The sequence below is a fragment of the Dolichospermum sp. DET69 genome, from assembly GCA_017355425.1.
In the GTDB taxonomy this organism is placed as follows: domain Bacteria; phylum Cyanobacteriota; class Cyanobacteriia; order Cyanobacteriales; family Nostocaceae; genus Dolichospermum.
Window position 1 is genome coordinate 2,960,651 of the sequence record CP070233.1, and the last position, 20,655, is coordinate 2,981,305.

Genomic DNA, 20,655 nt, shown 5'->3' on the forward strand with positions numbered 1-20,655 from the left:
CTTTTCTTCACATACATTTAAATTTTTCGGTTCACCTACTTATTTTAATAACCGAATATAACCAGCTTGTTCAAAATGATTATCTGTAGTTAATGCTTCTTGAATATCAAATTGTTTCATGATAACAAAAGATGTACTATCTACCAAAGACCAAGTTTTATCCTCCCTTGTTTTCAGTAAGTCCCAAGCTGCTATATCAATAGATATATCAATATGAATTAAGTGAATATAAGAAGCTGTTCTCACAGCATCCACATACTGAAATAACTGTGAACGCGGTACACGCAAAGGACTATTCAATAATGCAACTAATTCAAGAACGACATAATTAGTTGTGATCATTTCTAACTTTTGTCTTCGTGCTTCTTGAAACCACAATTTTGCTTTTTCATGATAAGACTCAGTAGCAACAAATAAATTAGCCCACCCTGAAGTATCTATAAAAACCTTATTTGTCAACTTTTAATTCCTGTTGTAAATTTTCTCTGAGATAATTATCATGATTTTTCCCAATATCAGAATTTTCAAATCTTAATGTACCCAATAAAGGTAAAATAGGATCATCTTCATAGCTATCTATCAATTTTATTGATTTGGTTAGTGATTGTAAAATTAATTCCTCTAAAGATAAATTGAGTTTTTTAGATTGAATTAATAACTTTTCTTCTAACTCATTTGATAACTGAATTGTTAATGCTTTACTCATGATATTTACGTGACCTCCATTTTCAAATCAAAACTTGAGAGTTAGTAATTTTGCACTAAAAAATAATTTTCCTTAAAAATTAAATTTTCAAACATCCTATTCACAATTATATCATAATAATCATTTTATATGCACGGATTATTGTCAAGGAATTTTAGAAAAGGAAACTAACCCAAAATCCTCTAATATAAAATATATCAACACAATCCCCATACCCACATGAGTAGAGAATTTAATGTAATTATTGAACGAGATGCTGATGGTTATTTTGTCGCATCTATGCCTAGTATTCCTGGTTGTTACACCCAAACAAAATCTTTAATTGTAGTTGATAAGTTATCGGTTGACATATTTGTTTTCTCCTAAATTCTGACTCACTAGGATACTGTAACGTACCATCGAAGACAAAGCGTTAATTATTTGATAACCTGTAACAGTATCGTTTGTCAGGATTCTTAAGTTCCTTGCTTAAGTTGGCAAACTTCCATTGCTTTGGGGCATTGGAAAGTATACTCTGTGACTTTAGTGATCGCTGAATGAGTTTTCGGAGTGCTGCAAAAAAAAGCAAATTAAAGTTCTTCTGTCTTCAGAAATATCTGTTTCTCAACACAAAAATATATGCCAACCGTAAAACAAGTAATTGCCAATCAGTCTAATGGTTCTTGTAGCACAGCTATAGTTAGAGGTCTAAGCCTACAAATTATTGCTGAAATGAATCTTCTCATTCCTAATGTGCTAGTGAATTTTGAAGATTTGAATATCAATCCTACCAGCCAAGCAGTTAATCCTTTTCTTCAACCCGCAGCCAAAGAAGCACTCCGACGTGCTATACAAACACGCGGAACAACTCTTAAAATAAATTCTGCTTATCGGACAGTTGCTCAACAGCACCTTCTGCGTAGCTGGCATGAGAATGGTCAGTGTAACATACCACGTGCAGCCAGGCCAGGTTTAAGTAATCATGAAGATGGTTTAGCTTTGGATACTCCTGATTTTCAGGCTTGGATATCTGCTTTAGAAAATGAAGGTTGGGATTGGTTTGGTAATGCTGATTCAGTTCATTTCACCTATAGAGGTAGCGGTGTTAGGGATGATATTGGCGATATTGGGGTAAAGGCTTTTCAGCAACTCTGGAACAAAAACAACCCCAACGATCAAATAACAATAGATGGTACATTCGGACCCCAAACAGCAGCACGACTGGATATGTCTCCAGCCGAAGGTTTTGCTACGGCTAGACTTCTGAAACTTACTAATCCTAATTTGCAAGGTGAAGATGTTCGCAAAGTTCAGCAAGCGTTAGTTAATGCTGGTTTTCTAAACGCAACCCAAATTAATAGTATTTATGATGACAATACGGAATCTGCTGTAGAGAAGTTTCAGAAACAAAAAGGTTTAAGTCAAGATGGTGTTGTTGGACCTCAAACCCGCAGATTATTAGGTATATCTTAAATAGCAACCTCTGATGTTAAAGGTATGGCGATCGCTCCCTCAACAAGCCAAACTGGAATAAACATATTAAATATCAAAAAAATACCAAATGAGCAATATAGCAAAAACTGAACCAAATAACCGCTCCAACCTCCAAAAAGGAGACAAAACAGAGTGGGTTGTCTTTCTTCAAGATATGTTAAATGGATGCAAATGTAACCCATTAAACCTTGATGGAGATTTTGGTAATAATACAGAAAATGAAGTCAAACGATTTCAGCAACAAGTCGGCTTAACAGCAGATGGTAAGGTTGGTGTAAATACATGGACAGCCCTTGATAACCATGAAAAATTATTTGGATGGCAATGTGAGTGGCCTAGTTCATTGAGTTTAACCGGCATCGGTGGTGTTGATACCTTGGAAAATGTCACAGCTAAAATGATTCCCAAAGCAACCACTTTTATGGAAACACCTCCACGTTTTTGGGGACGATATTTCCAAGGCAATAGCAACGATGGTGAGTACCTTCGCGCAAAAGAAAATAAGCCCCTCCACGATGCTAAAATTCGACTTTTACCAATTTCCAGACAGACTAATAAAGTTGATGGTACACAACAAAAAGGAAAAGAAATCGGTAATAGTCATGCACAAGATTTGATATCAACCTTTGGGGAAGATTATCTAGCTGCACAGGGAGATGGCTTATATTTCTTTCTTGACGTTGAAGGAATTGAAGGACAACCATCATTATCCAAAGATTTTTATTTAGGATGGTCAGAAGCCGTTTTAAATGCCAGTAGTAAAGTGAAATTGCTTCCTTGCGTTTACCTGAGTGCCAAGCAAGATCCAACTTCAAAACAAAATCTCAGTGCTGCTATGAAAGCCGGCGCACAATGTCATGGTTTATGGGTTGCCAATTACGGTAATAACCTTACAAAACTCCGCAATTGGAATCGAGATCAAGTAGCACCTGCAAACCCAGTTCCTTGTAAAGTTTTAATTCATCAATATGCTGGAGATATTGCCAATGGACTATTTGATTTTAACCAAATTAATCCATTCTTAGATAATCCAGAATTAGTTATCCAACGACTCATTTTACCACCAGTATAATTATCGCAATTTCAATATTGAATCATTGTTAAAAGTTATTCCTTGGCCATATCCAAAACTTCTTGATAAAGTTGTTGACTAATACGTTTACCTTGAGCCATCAATTCATCTAGCACTGGTTTGACACTTTCAATCAATCCCTGGTGTTTGGCAATTAATAAAATACCAACAGTACCAGTTACAGGTAAATGTCTGGATTTTGCTACTTTTCGCGCCGCCCATTCATCAATCAAAACTCGATCTGCGCCCAATTCTTCAGCTAAAATAATCGCAGCACATTCACCTAAGTCTAGATTGGTTTCTGATTGCAAAATAGAGACTTGCTGAGAATTGCGAATTGATAAAACCTCAATCCAGTTTGCTGATTTTACTGCATTGACTGCTGGATGAGTTCCTGTTGTGATTTCGTCGTAAACCTCTTGGGGAATGATAACTTTTCCAAAAATATCCCCTAATAAGTTCATTCGTCCTACTTTTGCCAATTCACTGAAGGGGGTGGTGTTAGAAACAACAATCACTTTTGTTACTTCTCCAGCATAGCTAGGGTTTCAGCAACTTCTTGTTCTAATTCTTCCTTGCTTTGGGGTGAAAAAACAGATATTCCATAAACTGCCATTAAATCTATCACTTCTAGACGAGAAATTCCTAACAATCTGGCGGCTAGTCCACTACTAATCTCTCCGTATCTAAGTAAAGTTATAATGTAGGCTTCTTTGGCTTTATATTCTGCTTCTTTGCGGCTCGATTCAGAAATATCAGGAATCTGGACACTAAGTTCGATTGTAGTTGATAAGTTATGGGTTGACATATTTGTTTTCTCCTAAATTCTGACTCACTAGAATACAGTAATGTACTATCGAAGACAAAGTGTTATGCCAGCAGCGAGAAAGTTGATTATTTCTTCATAAGCTGGATTAATGCTGATTGATGTTTCCATGATGATTAATTACCTCCTTTTTTAATCTCCTGAACATTGGGTATCTAAGCACTTATCGAAGGCTTCCACCGCTGGGGATTCTCTCATTCTACTATGGCGATTGAGCAAGTGCTGATTGGTAAATTCGCTTTGCATTCACTAACTACTGACTCCAATCTTCAATTTGCAAACCTTCAATTTTCTCAAAATGTTTCACATTATTAGTAACAATAATCAAATCGTTAGCTATAGCAATTCCAGCTATAAGAATATCAATATCATCAACTGGTGTTCCTTTATTTCGTAAATTGGCGTAAATATCAGCAGCAATTGTTGTAGAGTTTGTATTTAGAGGTAAAATTGTATGATATGAGACGAATTTCAAGAAAGACTTCAGTTGTTTTTGTGCATCACGATGCTTTAAACCACTGAGAATTTCATAATAAGTAATGATGCTAATGTTAATTTTACTATAAACTCTTAAATATGCCTCAAACCGCTCAACAACTAAGCTATGATTGCGGAAAAAAAATGATAAAATATTGGTATCAATCAAAGCTGGTTTCATCACTTCTCCTTTCAAAAAATGCCTGTTGACGACGGATGTTGATTTCTTCACTGAAATTAGCAAATGTTTCATCTGACATATCATTCCAACAGCCAGCAAACTGCATAGTTTGTTCTAGTGAACCTGGAGATGATTCTCCATTCAATCGCCAATAATGAATAAAATTATATAATTCTTCTAATTTATCTTCGGAAATGAGATTAATTTCTGTGATTACTTTGGTGCGGATGTTTAAGAAATCCATAGAGCAAATAAATGTAGAGAATTGACAGATACACTAATTATATAGCCTGTGTTCTTTAAGAACCAAGATATTTTCTAATGATTGCGATCGCTCTCCCCAATAAGATAAAGAGCGATACACTCCGTCAACACCCTATATAGCATTAATCACCGTATTTCCTGCCGCGCCATTCTTTGGGAGTGTGAAATGCAGATAAAAAGATTCGCAGCACCGCTAAAGGGTCAGCTAAGGGAGAAAGCCAGAATAACCAGCCACCTGTAGCATCTTTACGATCATAAGAGGGAGCGATCGCTAATAATAAAGCAAAACGAATCACCACCAAAAATATATTTAATCCTAACAACAGCAACGCTGGCAGTGAAAGCACTACGGCAGGTAGAAATAAATAACTGAGTAAGATGAATAGGGGTAAACCCTGCACCGCAGACAATAACCATAAATCCCCCCACACCTGAGCGCGGGTAGAAGCATCTTTCAAATCTAGGCTGCGTCCCCATTCCTTCCAAGTTTCTAACGCCCCTTCATACATCCTCACCTTGAGTACCTTTGCCCCATCCAAAAAGCCCACCTTAAAGCCCTCAGCGGCAATATTCCGCGCTAAGGTCACATCATCACAAAAAGAACCTTTGGCGCTGGTATAACCATTCACAGCCTTCAAAACAGACCGACGACATAAAAAACACTGTCCATTGGCCATTACCCGTGAAGGTTGTTCAGTGTAAATACCTGTAGGATCAAATCTATACAGTAACGTCATCAACAAAGCCGGTTGTAACCAACATTCCCCCGGATACTTGAGAATAAACTGCGGTGATAAAGATACTAAATCATAACCTTGAGCGATCGCAGTTTTCACCAAACTTGCTACCAAACCGGGATGGGGTTGAATATCCGCATCCATTCCCAAGAACCATTCACTCCCCTGGGAAGTGAACAAAAACCCATTATGCAACGCCCAAGGACGACCAACCCAACCGGAGGGTAAAGGGTCATCTGTCATCACTCGAAAACGCGGATCTTTTAACTGTGCGGTTTTCACCAAATCGGGAGTACCATCTTGAGAGCGACTATCAACCACAATAATTTCCCGAACTTCGTAACTTTGGCGACTCAAACCCTCTAACAGCGGACTAATCCGTAATGCCTCATTTAGTGTCGGTACAACCACACTCACAGTTCCCAAAAGTTCCGGTGTGGGTTGTTGTGGTTCGAGGGCTGGATAACGTCCTGGACCTTTGAGCAACCGGGAAAGTAAAATGGCTGTTGCAGGTACTTGGATAAGTAGCAATAGGAGCGGAATAATATTTAGCAATTGTCACCCTGACTTTTTGTATAAACTAGATAGTTTAAATATTTTCGCAATTTATCTAAATTAACTCAAGTTATAGCTAAATGCAATTGATTGAGAGTCTAAGCCTGTCTGGAAACTGAGACTGTCAAGGGTAAATTGCTTGCTATTATTTTCACAAGAGAGAACGAACGGCACGGAAGCCACTTGGCAATAGATGCGTGGAGGAAGTGCCAACTTAGAATTTATTCGCCGTGACATGATAGAATTAATTAGGTTTACGTTTTCTTGATAGCTCCATGAGTATAAAATATATTTTTTTTAAGTATCACTGAATTGGGCAAAAAAATTAGCTCTAATCAGTGGAAAAATGACTGATTTGAGGAAAACCTGGATGAATAAGAAGATTTACATCTGAGAAAAGTATAAAGATACAGCTAAGAAACTGACTATAAAGTACAGCTACTTCTTGATGTGTTTATAAATACTATTGTATAGTCAATAATCACTAAAATAATTATTTCTTGTCTAGGAAAATACTGAAAAAACCAGATCCCCGACTTCTAAAAATTAAAATTTCAATTCTTTAGTTTATCTAAAATCACGCTTAAGTTATGAAGTTACCTTTCTAAGATAGAAGCAGCGACCAAAAATCGTTACAGGTAAACATGACCTCACAGTCAACTGCTAGGAAATAACTAATATGACTCAAATATCAGAATCTTTAGATTTGTCCACAGATAAAACCCTAGATCGTGATTGTACAACATTATCCCGCCATGTTCTCCAACAACTACAGAGCTTTGGACCCGATGCCCAAGATTTAAGTGCGCTGATGAATCGTATCGCTTTAGCGGGTAAACTGGTAGCTCGGCGTTTGAGTCGTGCTGGTTTAATGGAAGGGGTTCTAGGATTTACTGGAGAAGTCAACGTCCAGGGAGAATCCGTCAAAAAGATGGATGTTTACGCCAATGAAGTATTTATCTCTGTCTTCAAGCAAAGCGGCTTAGTCTGTCGTCTGGCTTCCGAAGAAATGGAAAAACCCTACTATATCCCAGAAAACTGCCCCATTGGTCGCTATACTCTTCTTTATGACCCCATTGATGGCTCATCCAATACAGATAACAATCTCAGTTTAGGTTCTATTTTTGCCATTCGTCAACAAGAAGGAGAAGACCTTGATGGTGAAGCTAAAGACCTATTTACAAATGGACGCAAGCAATTAGCAGCGGGATATATTCTTTATGGACCAAGCACCATGCTGGTTTATACCATAGGTACAGGAGTGCATTCCTTCATTCTTGACCCTAGCCTGGGTGAGTTTATTCTATCTCAAGAAAATATCACCATGCCAAATCACGCTGCCACTTATAGCGTTAATGATGGCAACTTCTGGCAATGGGATGAACCTTTTAGAGAATATATCCGTTATGTTCATCGCACAGAAGGTTATAGTTCCCGTTACAGTGGGGCAATGGTGAGCGATATTCACAGAATTTTATTACAGGGTGGGGTATTTCTCTACCCAGGAACACTACAAAAACCAGAAGGTAAATTACGTCTGTTATATGAAACTGCTCCTTTAGCATTTTTGGTTGAGCAAGCTGGGGGGATAGCGACTACAGGAACAATGGATATTTTAGATGTAGTTCCCACTAAATTACATCAACGCACACCCTTAATTATTGGCAGTAAAGAAAACGTGGACAAGGTGATGTCTTTTATCAAAACAGGTAATTAGACAAAACTCTGATTAATTAAAAATCAAACTTCATGTTCTCAATAGAACAATTAACCGAAAAATAGTCGGTTTCAACCGACTTTAGCTATTAGACAGGGAATTTATTCCCTGGATTCCTGGATTTGTGGATTCTCAATCCTAGATTCTGATTCTGTACTTATATATCTGCAATATGCTGTCCGTATTCTTTCTGTGTCATTCATGAACTCTTTAAAAGCTAAAGTCAAGCTATTCTCACCTGTAAAGGGAATTGGGAATTAGGGACTAGGTAATTTTCCTTCTTTCTCCAGACTCTGTGACTGGGCGCAGGCCCTGCGCCCCTACGTGTTTATCACCTCAATCCAAAATCTAAAATCTAAAATCCTATGGTCAGTTTGTTAGAAAATCCATTGCGGGCTGGTTTACAACAGCAAGGAATGCCCGAACCACAAATAATTGTCATCTTTGGCGCGTCTGGAGATCTAACCTGGCGGAAGTTAGTCCCAGCATTATACAAATTGCGGAGAGAAAGACGGATTCCCGCAGAAACAACCATTGTCGGCGTAGCCCGTCGGGAATGGAGTCATGAATACTTCCGCGAGCAGATGCAAAAAGGCATGGAAGAAGCTCACGCTAATGTAGAACTAGGCGAACTGTGGGAAGATTTTTCTCAAGGTTTGTTTTACTGTCCTGGGAATATAGATGACCCAACCGGCTATCAAAAACTCAAAACATTATTGGCTGAACTAGACGAGAAACGAGGAACACGGGGAAACCGGATGTTTTACCTTTCCGTTGCTCCTAATTTCTTCCCAGAAGCTATCAAACAACTAGGGTTAGCAGGAATGTTAGATGATGCTGAAAAACATCGTCTTGTGATTGAAAAACCCTTTGGACGTGATTTAGCTTCTGCCCAAAATCTTAACCAAGTAGTCCAGAAGTTTTGTAAAGAAAACCAAGTTTATCGGATTGACCACTACTTGGGTAAAGAAACAGTCCAAAACTTGTTGGTGTTCCGGTTTGCAAATGCCATTTTTGAACCTTTGTGGAATCGGCAATTTGTTGACCACGTACAAATAACTGTAGCCGAAACCGTAGGCGTTGAAGACCGGGCTGGTTATTATGAAAGCGCCGGCGCATTGCGGGATATGTTGCAAAACCACCTCATGCAGCTTTACTGTTTAACAGCAATGGAAGCACCTAATGCTATGGATGCTGATAGTATCCGTACAGAAAAAGTTAAGGTACTACGAGCTACCCGGTTGGCTGATGTGCATAATTTATCAAAATCAGCAATTCGTGGTCAATACAGTGCCGGCTGGATGAAAGGTCAACAAGTGGAAGGGTATAGAAATGAACCGGGAGTCAATCCTGAATCTAGCACCCCCACTTATGTGGCTATGAAGTTTATGGTGGATAATTGGCGTTGGAAAGGTGTTCCTTTTTACCTCAGAACTGGTAAGCGGATGCCCAAAAAAGTCAGTGAAATTGCTATTCACTTCCGCGAAGTTCCTTCCAGAATGTTTCCTTCTGCTTCTCAACAAGCCAACCCCAACGTTTTAACCATGCGGATACAACCCAATGAGGGTATTTCCATGCGATTTGATGTGAAAATGCCTGGTGGTGATTTCCGCACTCGTTCCGTAGATATGGATTTTAGCTATGGTTCTTTTGGGATTACTGCTACAAGCGACGCTTATGATCGTCTCTTCCTTGATTGTATGATGGGCGACCAAACTCTATTCACACGGGCGGACGAAGTAGAAGCAGCTTGGCAAGTAGTTACACCAGCCCTATCTGTATGGGATTTACCAGCAGATCCAGCAACTGTTCCTCAGTATGAAGCCGGCACTTGGGAACCAGAAGAAGCAGAATTATTAATTAATCAAGACGGCCGCCGCTGGCGCAGACTTTAATTGGTCATTGGTTATTAGTCAGTGGTCATTAGTCAGTAGTAAAACAACTGACAACTGACAACTGACAACTTACAACTGTCAACTGTTAACTGTCAACTGTCAACCGTCAACTGTCAAAATTAACTATGATTTCCCAAGCACCGACAATTTTTTCTTTGCAAGCGCCTAAGGATGTTTCCCTCACCGAAATTGAGGTGGAACTCAATCAAGTTTGGCAAAGTTATGGTATTCAAGGGGAAGACGGTGGTTTACCCGCTGCTACCCGCGCTACAACATTTACTTTGGTGGTTTACGAACCTGAAGAAACTCAGTATTTGTTAACTGCTACAGGCTTTTATAATGGTCCAATTGATGGAATTTTGGGACCACAAACCAAAACAGCCTTACAGGAATTACAGAAAAAGCATCATCTTCCAGAAACTGGTACTGCGACACCAGAAACTCTGACTGCTTTACGGGCAGAATATTTCCAACAGCAGCACACCGGACCCAATGGAAATAGTCATGGTGCCGCAATGGGCTATACTTCCAGTCCTACCAGTCCCACCATTGCTGATGAAATTGCTATCCGTAACCCTTGCCGGATCATTGCTTTATGTCCCATTGCTGGGGATGATGAAGGGGTAAAGGCTCAAGTTTCTGCCTATTGCCCAATTCAAAAGCAGTCTTCTAGCACTCTTATCTGCTGCGAATATATTACTCTGACTGGTACGGCTGCGGCTTTAGAACGCATTGGCGGTATGATTCCCGCTTTGTTAATTGGTGGTTTGCCTAAGTTCCTCTGGTGGAAAGCTACACCCGATGCTGCTAACCCTTTGTTTAAAAGATTAGCGGCAGTTTGCAATAATGTCATTGTTGATTCTTGCAACTTTAATACACCAGAAGATGATTTACTCAGCTTGCAACGGTTAGTAGAATCTAGTATACCTTTGGCTGATTTGAACTGGCGGCGCTTGTCAGCATGGCAAGAGTTGACAGCACAAGCTTATGATGCTCCTGCTCGTCGCGCTGCGCTCAAAGACGTTGATCGTGTCAATATTGATTATGAAAAAGGTAATGCTGCTCAAGCATTGTTGTACTTGGGTTGGCTGGCTAATCGCTTAGAATGGCAGCCAGTTTCCTATCAACACGAAACCGGTGATTATGACATTACCACCGTTCAATTTCTGTCTCAAGACCAAAGACATATAGAAGCTGAGTTAGCCGGTGTTCCCATTGCTGATATGGGGGAAATTATCGGTGATTTAATTGGTTTACGCTTGAGTTCTACTAATGTTCAAGCTAATTGCGGAACTGTGATTTGTTCGGAAACTGGCGGTTGTATGCGAATGGAAACTCATGGTGGCGCTCAGTCTTCTGGATTGTTCCAACAGGTAACTTCACTTGCAGAACAAAAGGCAGAAGCGTTGTTAAGTCAACAGGTACAACGCTGGGGACGTGAAGCTTTATTTGAGGAAAGTCTGGCTGTAATTGGCGAGACTATTAAGTTACGGAAATAGTGAATTGGTAATTTTCCTCGTTCCCAGTCTCTGACTGGGAATGCCATTGAGAGGTTCTGCATCCAAGATTTGTTATCCTCGATTTCCATCAATTAATTTAATTTTAGGCGATCGCATTGACAAAAATATCAAATATGTATTGCTATAAAAACCACGTTTATCGTAGGGGTAAAGGTATGGAAGCCAACGGATAAGTAGGGGCGTATTGCAATACGCCCCTACTTAACTATTGCAATACGCCCCTACTTAAGTTGACACCAATGATCACTGCTAAACCCCTACACCACGGTTGATTTATCGGTAACAATACAATTCCTTCCAGCCGGAAATAAGGTATTTTGGTGAACGCATATCATGATTGATTTGTACAATGCGTAAGTCCTAAGAAATATGAGTATGGGAACGAGAAACGAGAAATAAACATGAAAAAACCCGGCTGAACCGGGCAGATGTACTGTTTATCGAGTTTTAGTAAATGATAATTATTGGTTAATTTCACAAGTTAAAGGACAAGCTGCGTAAACAGTGGTTGGGGTTTTCTCAGCTTCATCATGTAACCAATTCAACCATTTTATCTGCTTAGGATGAATCCCTTTTGCAGTTAGCACTCCAGCAGCAATTAATACTGCCATGACATTAAACATTACTAAACCACCTGCCACAATTAATACAGCACTAGCGGGCATCACAGATTGCAAAACAATGGAAAGCAGACATCCAACCGTGGCCATCAATACAACTAATGGAAACCCGACAACTAACAAGCACACTGCCAACGTAAATGTCCAGATTAAAAAGCTTCTCATCATTAACAAGGAGTGGGTCTGACCTAGATTAGAGCTTTGAGCCGAAACCATGACTTTTTCTCCTAAATACACAGCAAGTTTAAATTTCAGTTATTTATTGCCAGAAAGCCAATAAACTGATTTTTTTTGTTTCAGTGAAATTTAGTATATAAAATCTTTGTTCTAAAATGAGCATTTCTTTACTAAAGTTTACAGTTGATTTTTTCGCCCTATGAATGAGAATTCACCTATACCCACAGGTAGGGAAAAGAGTTTTGGTATATACCTTTAGAAGTAGAACTTAACGATAGATGAGAAGCAGAGATTGATCCCCGCAATCTGATTACCAAATGCTTAACATTTCTTATGGAAAACGATATTATTTCTCATAATTCATCAAGAAGTGATCAAAAACAGGTTGTAGGTAATGGGTAATTCTGAATTTTCCTCGCTTTCATCAGTCTCTCTGCCTTTAATTACTGAATATTATTAGTTACTGTTATATTAGGTAAATCTTACGGAAAATTAAGGATAATCCGTATGTGTTAAAAAATATGTATATTGGTAAATAACCCACTCAAAAGACTGCATAACAGAGGTAGGGCGCAAGGGAAAATGATTTTTACCAATTACTAATTAACAAAAGTAAAAATATATGACAGAACCACAAACACACAGAATGCCACCGCCACCGCCACCGTTACCCACGGCACAGCGACCATCAGCCCCAGCCGCACCACCTGTAGGAATGCGACCACTAGCCCCAGCCGCACCAGCAGCAATATCTTCTAAACCTTCAGGACTTACTTTGGCGCAGCTGATCAAGGAAGCATTTGATGAAGGTTACTCTGATGTTCACGTGGGAATAGGAGAAATCCCTCGCTTCCGCAGTCGCGGGGAAATTCAAACTACAAGTTATCCCGAAGCCGATAAACCGACTTTTATGGGTTGGTTGCGGGAGATTCTCTCTGATGCAGAAATTCAAAGGTTTCAAGAACATCTAGAATTTGATGGTGCGACTCAGTATGATTTCGCCCGGGTGCGGATTAATGTGTTCGATTCCCTGCGTGGTTACGCCATGGTACTGCGGTTAATTCCTCTCAAAATTCTGTCTATGGAGCAGTTGCGATTACCACCAGTGTTTAGAGATATTTGTCATCAGCATAAAGGCTTAGTTTTGGTGACAGGTCCAACTGGTTCAGGTAAATCCACAACAATGGCGGCGATGGTTGACTATATCAATCGGGAGATGGCCAAACATATTATTACGATTGAAGACCCGGTAGAATTTGTCCACCAAAGCCGTAAGTCTCTAGTCAAACAACGGGAAGTAGGAATGCACACCCTGAAATTTGATAACGCCTTAAAAGCAGCTTTACGGGAAGATCCAGATTTGATTCTGGTGGGGGAAATGCGGGATAAAGAAACTGTGAATACTGCCCTAAAAGCAGCGCAAACAGGTCACTTGGTCATGGGAACTCTGCACACTAATAGTGCTGTAAAAACTATTGAACGGATTCTCAATTTGTATTCAGGTGAGGAACAAGAGGCTATGCGTGTGGCACTTGCTGAATCCTTGGTAGCAGTAATTGCTCAGGGTTTATGCCGCACTACAGATGGTAAACGGGCAGCTTTTCATGATGTTCTCATTAATACTGAAGCTGTTAAGGAATGGGTGAAAGATGGTAAGTATGATGAAATTGGGGAGTTAATGAAACAAGCGGGCTTTGATGGCATGGTGACGATGAATCAGTCATTGCTGAATCTCTATCAAGAAGGGCGCATTACTGAAGAGACAGCTTTAGAAATGTCCCCCACTCCTAACGAAATGGCGCAATTCCTCCGAGGTCGTGTTTAATGGATAATTGGTAATTGGTAAAATTCCAGTCTCAAATCTCCAGTCCCCAATCCCCAACACCTGTGACTCAGTTAAATTTAAATAAACTCTCTAAACCTCAGTTATTCAAAGGTATTGCTTTGTTTACGCCTGGAGGGGATTTAATTTATTGTATTGACCCTAGTAAACAAGGACGATGGCATTTACATTTGTGTGCGGCTTTGCAGGAAATTCTCGATTTACCAGAGCCGCCACATTTTTTAGTCCCTTGTTATACTGCAACTATTGATCACTGGTTAAATCCTCGGACTCAACAAGTCCAGATTTTTGCGGAGGCTTATCCAGCGGTGATCCGGCATCAAGCTGTGTTGAATGCGATTTTTGGAAAAGGGGACTTAGCGTGGCAATCAGCACCTTGGCAGGATGGTTTGTGCGATCGCTTGGTATTATCAACTTATCGGACTACATTTGAGCAATTGTGGGAAGATCATGATTTAATTGTCCGGCTAGATTTAGCTGATTTTCCCTCACAATATCAGCAACCAGTTATCAGTAAAGAACCTGTACCACCAAATAGCCAAAGTCCTCCAGGTTATGTTTTACGCTTGTTTGTTGCTGGTCATAGCGCGAATACAGAAAAAATATTACAAAATTTGCACGAATCCCTAGAGCGATCGCTAGGATATCCTTATACTCTTAAAGTTATTGATGTTCTCACAAATCCAGAACAGGCGGAAATTGATCAAGTTTCCGCTACTCCGACTTTAGTTAAAGTTTGGCCGCATCCAATCCGGCGGATGGTTGGTAATTTAGATAATATGGATAAACTGTTACAAATGTTAGCAGGAAAGTAGATAACTATTATGCAGATTTTATAAATCTCTCGGTAAGCGTAAAACTCAGCGTCTTCAGACCTGAGATATAAGCGACCCTTCGGCTACGCTCAGGGCATCGCTCGTGCGACTTTAGTCGCCTACGTTCTTCTTGATTGATTTATCATAAAAATACCCGGTAAGTGGGAAACTCAGACACTTCAGTGCTGAGAGGGAAACGACTCGTGCGGTTTTAACCGCCTTGAATATTTTTTCATTACCGCCTTGGAGTTGGTAAATTCGGTGTACTTTTGTAATGTACTTTCAACGGGACAATTACCGATTCAAAATTCCCAACTCTGTACGCATAATGTGTTGCACTCGATGTGCCTCCCTTTCGGGGTGATGTTAGCTTCGTCAATGTTTTAAGAGCTTTTTAAACTTGCAACACTGTTTCAGTGACTTTAAAACTGTTTAATTGCAAATGACAGAGCAGGGAACTAGCTACGCATTCCGGGGTGTCGTGACTCAAAAAACGTAGTCAGTGAAGACTTAGACTGGTCAGTACAGCTGGCAATTTCTTACAAGCTCAGTCCCTTTAGGGCTGAGTTACTGACCATCTAGGACTTACGCACTATACAAATTAATCATGATATGCGTTCACCAAAATACCTTATTTCCGGCTGTAACTAATTCTATTGTTACCGATAAATCAACGGTGGAGTAGGGGTTTAGCACTGCTAAACCCCTAGGATGAACGTGGTTTTTACAGCAATACATATTTGATATTTTGGTCAATACGTAAGTCCTATATTTGTCTTATTTTACTAAATTAAAACTATTTTGTCTCTACTTTTAGAGGCTATTTTGTCTCTACTTTTAGAGGTAAATTTGCAAACTCTACTTTCTACCTGTAGGTTTATGAATTATTAGGCAACAATGCTTATAGTTAAGTTGTTGGGTGGTGAAACACCTAATTACGTAAGTGAGGCTAATAATCGTGTTAAATCAAATCAATGCATCCGATTTACTTGTTGCTTTATCTGATCAACAACAAGAAATAGTGACTGGTGGGGCTGACTTTGAACTAGCTGCTAGTAATTATGCTAACAAAGGGTCAGTTTTAATGGGAACAAGTGTCTCCGGTCCTCAAGGTAGCAGTGCCACCTCCGCAGGTCGGGCTAATACCATCCTAACTGCGGGACAAGATTTCTTAGGTCTAGGTGCAGACTTGCCCGCTGGTGTCGGAGCTTTAGGTCCAGCAACACTACCAGGAGACGCAGGAACTGCACCTACACCTGCCGTTGCAACACCTGTACCTCCTATTAATACTGGAGTTGGAAGTGTAGGAGTTCTTGCGTAAATATGTGCTACTAACCCTATCCGTTGCTCTATCTTAAAACAAGATTGAACTAGGGCGACAGACTAGTAATGCGGAGCAGAATTGAAAATTAAGCATTAAAAATTTAAAAAGCAAATCACACGAGCTTTTTAGGGGCTTTTAATGATTAGTTATTTTCGCCTCTCTGCACTGCTAGTCAACGGCTTTTTTAGATGATAAAGGGGGTTGGGGGAAATAATTTGAGCTTGCTCAACGTAAGTGAGGACTTTGAGAAAGTTTGAGCTTTTCCCCGCATTTTCTTAACGTTTGATCCGCGTTGAAGATTTGAGAAAGATAATTCCCTTCTTTAGGGCATAACTATCTCCACCCCCTTTACTAAATTATAACCTATCATCAAACTATTTTTCACGATGTGAACAAAAAAATTTGCTTGTTTTTATTTCCACTATTTTATTCCCTGAGATAGTTGATTTTAATTGCATGATCTTAGCAATTTCTATCTTAGGTCAGACTATTTTAGTCCTAACAGAAGGTGTAATACCGTGAACTCCTTACAGAGTCAAGATAATAATTCCACATATAAGTTCAATAATCCAACTACAGAGGATTTGCATATACTAGAAGCTAATGAGTTTCTTCCCTATATCGGTAAATGGATTCATATCGGTGGGGGGGTGATGATTAGTATGTTTGTAGTTGCTGTGAGTCTTACATCTGTTCTCTATTACAATGTCACAGTCAAAGTCCCTGCAACTATCCGACCATTGGGAGAATTACGGTTAGTTCAATCTGCAATGACGGGAACTGTAAAAAAAATTGTAGTCAAAGAAGATCAGGTAGTAAAGAAGGGAGAAATTATTGCTTTTATTGATGATTCTCAACTGCAATCTCAAAAAAGACAACTACAAAATACTATCCAGCAAAATCAATTACAACTTATTCAAGTTGATGCTCAAATCAATCAAATCAATACTCAAATAATTTCTCAAATTAACTTAAATGACCGCACCATTATAGCTGCACAGGCTGAATTAATTGGAACTGAACGCAACCATAAAGATCAGCAAATTAAAGCTAGTATGGAAATGACACAAGCTAAAATAACTATAGATTTAGCAAAAGAGCAACTAGCAAGATTACAACAAGAAAAGGTATTAATAGCCACGGTACAAGAAGCAGAAGCAGCCTTAAAGCTGGCTATTTTACAGCGCGATCGCTTACAAGGTATAGTAACATCAGGAGCAGTATCTCGCAGTTTAGTCGAGGAAAAAGAACAGGCTGTGAAATCGGCTCAAGCCAAATTAGAACAAGCTAAATCTGCTACTAAAAATCTCCAAGAAGAAAAAGAACAAGCTGTTAAATTAGCCCAAATAAACTTACAAAAAGCGAAAATTGCTGTTAATCCTAGTAATGCAACTGTAACAGTAGCAATGGAAAGAATTCAACAAGAAAAAGCCAGAGGTGAAGGTAATTTAGCTACTTTAAAAAAAGAACGAGAACTATCACTTCAACAACGTTTAGAGTTACAAAAACAACAAATTCGTACTCGTCAAGAATTGCAACAGCTAGAAAATGAGTTAAATAAAAGTGTGATTCGCTCCCCAACTAATGGCACACTAATGCAACTTAAACTCCGCAACCCTGGACAGGTTGTACAACTCAGTGAAGCTCTTGCTCAAATTGCTCCTGTGGATGCTCCTTTAATCATCAAAGCTAACATTTCGGCTAAAGATATTGACAAAGTAAAAACAGGTCAAGCAGTGCAAATGCAGGTTTCAGCTTGTCCCTATCCAGACTATGGAACTCTCAAAGGAACTGTAAAAACAGTTGCACCAGATGCTCTAGCAATTACGCAAAATAATTCGATTATCAGTACACCCCAGATAGCTACTTACGAAATCAATATTGAACCAGAAAGTCTATTTTTAGGAAAAGGCAATCATTTATGTTATCTCAAATCTGGTATGGAAGGACGTGCTGATATTATTTCTCATCAGGAAACTGTCATGCAATTTATTCTGAGAAAAAGCAAGTTGATCACGGATTAAATGGGATTAAAGGATTACACAGATTTAATAGATAGATAATATCAATTTTGATCACGGATTTAAATGGGATTACGGGATTGCACGGATTTAATACGTAGATAATACCAAGTTTATTAATTTTTGAAGTTCGATTTTTTTTATGCTGAATATCTTCAAATCTGATCGAAATTATCAGTGTACTTTACAGTTAAGTGAAGAAGACTGTGGAGCAGCTTGTTTAGTTTCTATCACTAAGCATTATGGACGCTTTTTAAGTATGATTAAAAGTCGAGAAGCTGTTGGTACCGGACAATTAGGAACGACATTATTAGGTTTGAAACGAGGTTCAGAAAATCTCGGTTTTAATGCTAGAGCCGTCAAAGCTTCTCCCGAAATTGTAGATAGAATTACAGAAATTACATTACCTGCAATAATTCATTGGCAAGGCTATCATTGGGTAGTTTTATATGGTAAAAAGGGAAAAAAATACGTTATTGCCGATCCTGCTGTTGGACTTCGTTATTTGACAAAAAAAGAACTAACTGATGCTTGGAATGGGGTAATGCTCTTATTAGAGCCAGATCCAGATCGCTTTTCTGAACAACCCCAAGAAGAATCAAAAGGGGGAATAACACGCTTTTTTCGCCGCCTTTTACCCTATCGTGGTTTGCTAAGTCAGGTTTTAATGATCAATGTTGTCCTGGGTTTACTAGCTCTAGGAACTCCTGTTTTAATTCAATTATTAACAGATGATGTTCTCGTGCGTGGAGATGTACAATTACTCACTGTTGTAGTTTCCGCAGTTGTCGTTATGAGTTTATTTGGTGGAGGGTTGCAAGTATTTCAAGCCTTAATGATTTCTCATTTTGGACAAAGATTACAATTAGGTTTAGTTCTAGAATTTGGTCGTAAATTACTGCAATTACCTTTAAATTATTATGAATCTCGTCGCAGTGGGGAAATTACTAGCCGACTCCGAGATATTGGGGAAATTAACCAATTAGTATCACAGATTGTAATTGTTTTACCTAGCCAGTTTTTTATTGCTGTTATCTCTTTATGTTTAATGTTATTTTATAGCTGGCAATTGACAATTGCAGTTCTGTTAATCGCTGCCGTAATGACTTTATCTACTTTGCCTTTTTTACCAATTCTGCAACAAAAAACCCGCAGTCTCTTAGTTTTAGGGGCAGAAAATCAGGGTGTTTTAGTAGAAACTTTTAAAGGCGCACAAGTAATTAAAACTACAAATGCTGCGCCTCAATTTTGGGATGAATTCCAAAGTCGTTTTGGTCGTCTAGCTAATCTTGCTTTTAGTACCGTGCAAATAGGAATTATCAACGGTACTATTGCTAAAATTTTGTCTACAATTGGTGGTGTTATCTTGCTAGGATTTGGGAGTATGTTAGTAATTAAAGGCAATTTAAGTATTGGACAAATGTTAGCTTTTAATGCTTTACAAGTTAATGTTTTAGCTTTAATTAACTCATTAGTTAGCTTTGTTGATGACTATTTTCGTTCCCAAACCGCAGTTTCTCGATTATTAGAAGTTATTGATGCTACGCCGGAAGTAGTAGGAGGAAGTCTCAAGCCAACTGCACAAATTTCTAGTGTGGCAGATATTAATTGTTCCCATCTCCAATTTCATCACGCAGGTAGAATTGACTTATTAGATGATTTTTCTATTCAGATTCCGGGAGGAAAAGTCATTGCTTTAATTGGTAAATCAGGTTGTGGTAAAAGCACTTTAGCTAAATTATTGGCTGGGTTATATGTACCAGATTCCGGTAATATCCGCATTGGTTTTTTAAATATCCAAGATATTGCTTTGGATTGTTACCGACAACAAGTAGTTTATGTTCCTCAAGAACCTCATTTTTGGAGTCGGACAATTTTGGAAAACTTCCGTTTAGGAATACCTTCTATTTCCTTTGAAGACATTGTTCAAGCTTGTGATATTGCAGATGCAGATGGTTTTATCAGTCAATTACCTAATAAATATCAAACCGTTTTAGGAGAATTTGGCGCAAATCTTTCGGGAGGACAAAGACAACGATTAGCGATCGCTCGCGGAATTCTCACAAATCCACCTATACTAATTTTAGATGAAGCTACCGCAGGATTAGACCCCATGAGTGAAGCTCATGTTCTAGATCGTCTTTTGGAATATCGCGCAGGTAAAACCACAATTTTAATTACTCATCGTCCCAGTGTTATTCAACGCGCTGATTGGATCGTTCTCATAGAAAAAGGCCAGGTACAAATTCAAGGAACTCCTGAGACATTTTTATCGAAACCCGGAGAGCATTTACAGTTTCTAACTGTATAAGTAGCCGGACAAAATTAAATTCACTCGTTGAGAGAGGGAACACCGGAACAGGGAACAGGGAACAGAAAAATCAGTTGTGTAATTAATTGTGTCCCATTACTTAAATCAATGTTTTCAAAAA

The 20,655-nt window shown here is 39.0% G+C and carries 19 protein-coding genes; 11 read left to right on the plus strand and 8 right to left on the minus strand.

Annotation, left to right across the window (positions count from 1 at the left end; translation table 11 throughout):
* Positions 1–39 precede the first annotated feature (39 nt).
* Both EZY12_13565 and EZY12_13570 read right to left on the minus strand, forming a co-directional pair.
* A complete protein-coding gene (locus EZY12_13565) occupies positions 40–459 on the minus strand; it encodes a PIN domain-containing protein (protein ID QSX65898.1) in 420 nt (139 codons plus the stop codon).
* Positions 449–706, minus strand: coding sequence for a hypothetical protein (locus tag EZY12_13570; protein ID QSX65899.1), 258 nt, complete (start codon positions 704–706; stop codon positions 449–451). Before EZY12_13570 ends, EZY12_13565 begins: the two co-directional genes overlap by 11 nt.
* A gap of 219 nt (positions 707–925) precedes the next feature.
* Here EZY12_13570 and EZY12_13575 point away from each other — a divergent pair, with 219 nt between their 5' ends.
* The 3 genes from EZY12_13575 to EZY12_13585 all read left to right on the plus strand — a co-directional run bounded on the left by EZY12_13575 (position 926) and on the right by EZY12_13585 (position 3,251).
* On the plus strand, positions 926–1,072 hold the full coding sequence (locus tag EZY12_13575) for a type II toxin-antitoxin system HicB family antitoxin (GenBank protein QSX65900.1): 147 nt from the start codon (positions 926–928) through the stop codon (positions 1,070–1,072).
* A gap of 252 nt (positions 1,073–1,324) precedes the next feature.
* The gene (locus tag EZY12_13580) at positions 1,325–2,158 is read left to right on the plus strand and encodes a peptidoglycan-binding protein (GenBank protein QSX65901.1); all 834 of its coding nucleotides are present in this window, start codon (positions 1,325–1,327) and stop codon (positions 2,156–2,158) included.
* A gap of 88 nt (positions 2,159–2,246) precedes the next feature.
* Positions 2,247–3,251: a peptidoglycan-binding protein gene (locus tag EZY12_13585; protein ID QSX65902.1), complete on the plus strand. Its 1,005-nt coding sequence runs from the start codon at positions 2,247–2,249 to the stop codon at positions 3,249–3,251.
* 35 nt (positions 3,252–3,286) lie between these two features.
* Here the strand turns inward: EZY12_13585 and EZY12_13590 are convergent, their stop codons facing one another.
* The 5 genes from EZY12_13590 to EZY12_13610 all read right to left on the minus strand — a co-directional run bounded on the left by EZY12_13590 (position 3,287) and on the right by EZY12_13610 (position 6,291).
* A complete protein-coding gene (locus EZY12_13590; GenBank protein ID QSX65903.1) occupies positions 3,287–3,769 on the minus strand; it encodes a DUF3368 domain-containing protein in 483 nt (160 codons plus the stop codon).
* A gap of 5 nt (positions 3,770–3,774) precedes the next feature.
* Positions 3,775–4,059: a UPF0175 family protein gene (locus tag EZY12_13595; GenBank protein QSX65904.1), complete on the minus strand. Its 285-nt coding sequence runs from the start codon at positions 4,057–4,059 to the stop codon at positions 3,775–3,777.
* Between the two features lie 271 nt (positions 4,060–4,330).
* A complete protein-coding gene (locus tag EZY12_13600; protein QSX65905.1) occupies positions 4,331–4,735 on the minus strand; it encodes a type II toxin-antitoxin system VapC family toxin in 405 nt (134 codons plus the stop codon).
* Entirely contained in the window at positions 4,716–4,979 is a 264-nt protein-coding gene (locus EZY12_13605; GenBank protein QSX65906.1) for a hypothetical protein, read from the minus strand. The genes EZY12_13600 and EZY12_13605 overlap by 20 nt, the downstream gene beginning before the upstream one ends.
* Positions 4,980–5,121: 142 nt before the next feature.
* Complete coding sequence (locus EZY12_13610; protein QSX65907.1) at positions 5,122–6,291, minus strand: glycosyltransferase; 1,170 nt, start codon at positions 6,289–6,291, stop codon at positions 5,122–5,124.
* A gap of 679 nt (positions 6,292–6,970) precedes the next feature.
* On the opposite strand from EZY12_13610, the gene fbp reads away from it, so the two are divergent.
* From fbp to opcA, 3 genes are all read left to right on the plus strand, one after another.
* Positions 6,971–8,008: a class 1 fructose-bisphosphatase gene (fbp, locus tag EZY12_13615; protein ID QSX65908.1), complete on the plus strand. Its 1,038-nt coding sequence runs from the start codon at positions 6,971–6,973 to the stop codon at positions 8,006–8,008.
* 365 nt (positions 8,009–8,373) lie between these two features.
* Positions 8,374–9,903, plus strand: a complete 1,530-nt coding sequence (locus tag EZY12_13620) for a glucose-6-phosphate dehydrogenase (GenBank protein QSX65909.1) — start codon at positions 8,374–8,376, stop codon at positions 9,901–9,903.
* Positions 9,904–10,028: 125 nt separating this feature from the next.
* On the plus strand, positions 10,029–11,402 hold the full coding sequence (opcA, locus tag EZY12_13625; protein QSX65910.1) for a glucose-6-phosphate dehydrogenase assembly protein OpcA: 1,374 nt from the start codon (positions 10,029–10,031) through the stop codon (positions 11,400–11,402).
* A gap of 482 nt (positions 11,403–11,884) precedes the next feature.
* Here opcA and EZY12_13630 read toward each other — a convergent pair whose 3' ends face one another.
* A complete protein-coding gene (locus EZY12_13630) occupies positions 11,885–12,259 on the minus strand; it encodes a hypothetical protein (GenBank protein QSX65911.1) in 375 nt (124 codons plus the stop codon).
* Between the two features lie 583 nt (positions 12,260–12,842).
* Between EZY12_13630 and EZY12_13635 the strand changes: the two genes are divergently transcribed.
* From EZY12_13635 to EZY12_13655, 5 genes are all read left to right on the plus strand, one after another.
* Positions 12,843–14,045, plus strand: a complete 1,203-nt coding sequence (locus EZY12_13635; GenBank protein ID QSX65912.1) for a type IV pilus twitching motility protein PilT — start codon at positions 12,843–12,845, stop codon at positions 14,043–14,045.
* A gap of 62 nt (positions 14,046–14,107) precedes the next feature.
* Entirely contained in the window at positions 14,108–14,878 is a 771-nt protein-coding gene (locus tag EZY12_13640) for a circadian clock KaiB family protein (protein ID QSX65913.1), read from the plus strand.
* A 958-nt stretch (positions 14,879–15,836) separates the two neighbouring features.
* The gene (locus EZY12_13645) at positions 15,837–16,199 is read left to right on the plus strand and encodes a CTB family bacteriocin (GenBank protein QSX65914.1); all 363 of its coding nucleotides are present in this window, start codon (positions 15,837–15,839) and stop codon (positions 16,197–16,199) included.
* Between the two features lie 521 nt (positions 16,200–16,720).
* The gene (locus EZY12_13650; protein ID QSX65915.1) at positions 16,721–18,226 is read left to right on the plus strand and encodes an HlyD family efflux transporter periplasmic adaptor subunit; all 1,506 of its coding nucleotides are present in this window, start codon (positions 16,721–16,723) and stop codon (positions 18,224–18,226) included.
* Positions 18,227–18,365: 139 nt separating this feature from the next.
* The gene (locus EZY12_13655; GenBank protein ID QSX65916.1) at positions 18,366–20,534 is read left to right on the plus strand and encodes a peptidase domain-containing ABC transporter; all 2,169 of its coding nucleotides are present in this window, start codon (positions 18,366–18,368) and stop codon (positions 20,532–20,534) included.
* The last annotated feature ends 121 nt before the right edge of the window (positions 20,535–20,655 follow it).

What these genes read in the sequence shown, in the direction of transcription:
- EZY12_13570 (QSX65899.1), bottom strand. Translation starts at nt 706, where the DNA reads ATGAGTAAAGCATTAACAATTCAGTTATCAAATGAGTTAGAAGAAAAG.
- EZY12_13575 (QSX65900.1), top strand. Translation starts at nt 926, where the DNA reads ATGAGTAGAGAATTTAATGTAATTATTGAACGAGATGCTGATGGTTAT.
- EZY12_13580 (QSX65901.1), top strand. Translation starts at nt 1,325, where the DNA reads ATGCCAACCGTAAAACAAGTAATTGCCAATCAGTCTAATGGTTCTTGT.
- EZY12_13585 (QSX65902.1), top strand. Translation starts at nt 2,247, where the DNA reads ATGAGCAATATAGCAAAAACTGAACCAAATAACCGCTCCAACCTCCAA.
- EZY12_13595 (QSX65904.1), bottom strand. Translation starts at nt 4,059, where the DNA reads ATGTCAACCCATAACTTATCAACTACAATCGAACTTAGTGTCCAGATT.
- EZY12_13600 (QSX65905.1), bottom strand. Translation starts at nt 4,735, where the DNA reads ATGAAACCAGCTTTGATTGATACCAATATTTTATCATTTTTTTTCCGC.
- EZY12_13605 (QSX65906.1), bottom strand. Translation starts at nt 4,979, where the DNA reads ATGGATTTCTTAAACATCCGCACCAAAGTAATCACAGAAATTAATCTC.
- fbp (QSX65908.1), top strand. Translation starts at nt 6,971, where the DNA reads ATGACTCAAATATCAGAATCTTTAGATTTGTCCACAGATAAAACCCTA.
- EZY12_13620 (QSX65909.1), top strand. Translation starts at nt 8,374, where the DNA reads ATGGTCAGTTTGTTAGAAAATCCATTGCGGGCTGGTTTACAACAGCAA.
- opcA (QSX65910.1), top strand. Translation starts at nt 10,029, where the DNA reads ATGATTTCCCAAGCACCGACAATTTTTTCTTTGCAAGCGCCTAAGGAT.
- EZY12_13630 (QSX65911.1), bottom strand. Translation starts at nt 12,259, where the DNA reads ATGGTTTCGGCTCAAAGCTCTAATCTAGGTCAGACCCACTCCTTGTTA.
- EZY12_13635 (QSX65912.1), top strand. Translation starts at nt 12,843, where the DNA reads ATGACAGAACCACAAACACACAGAATGCCACCGCCACCGCCACCGTTA.
- EZY12_13655 (QSX65916.1), top strand. Translation starts at nt 18,366, where the DNA reads ATGCTGAATATCTTCAAATCTGATCGAAATTATCAGTGTACTTTACAG.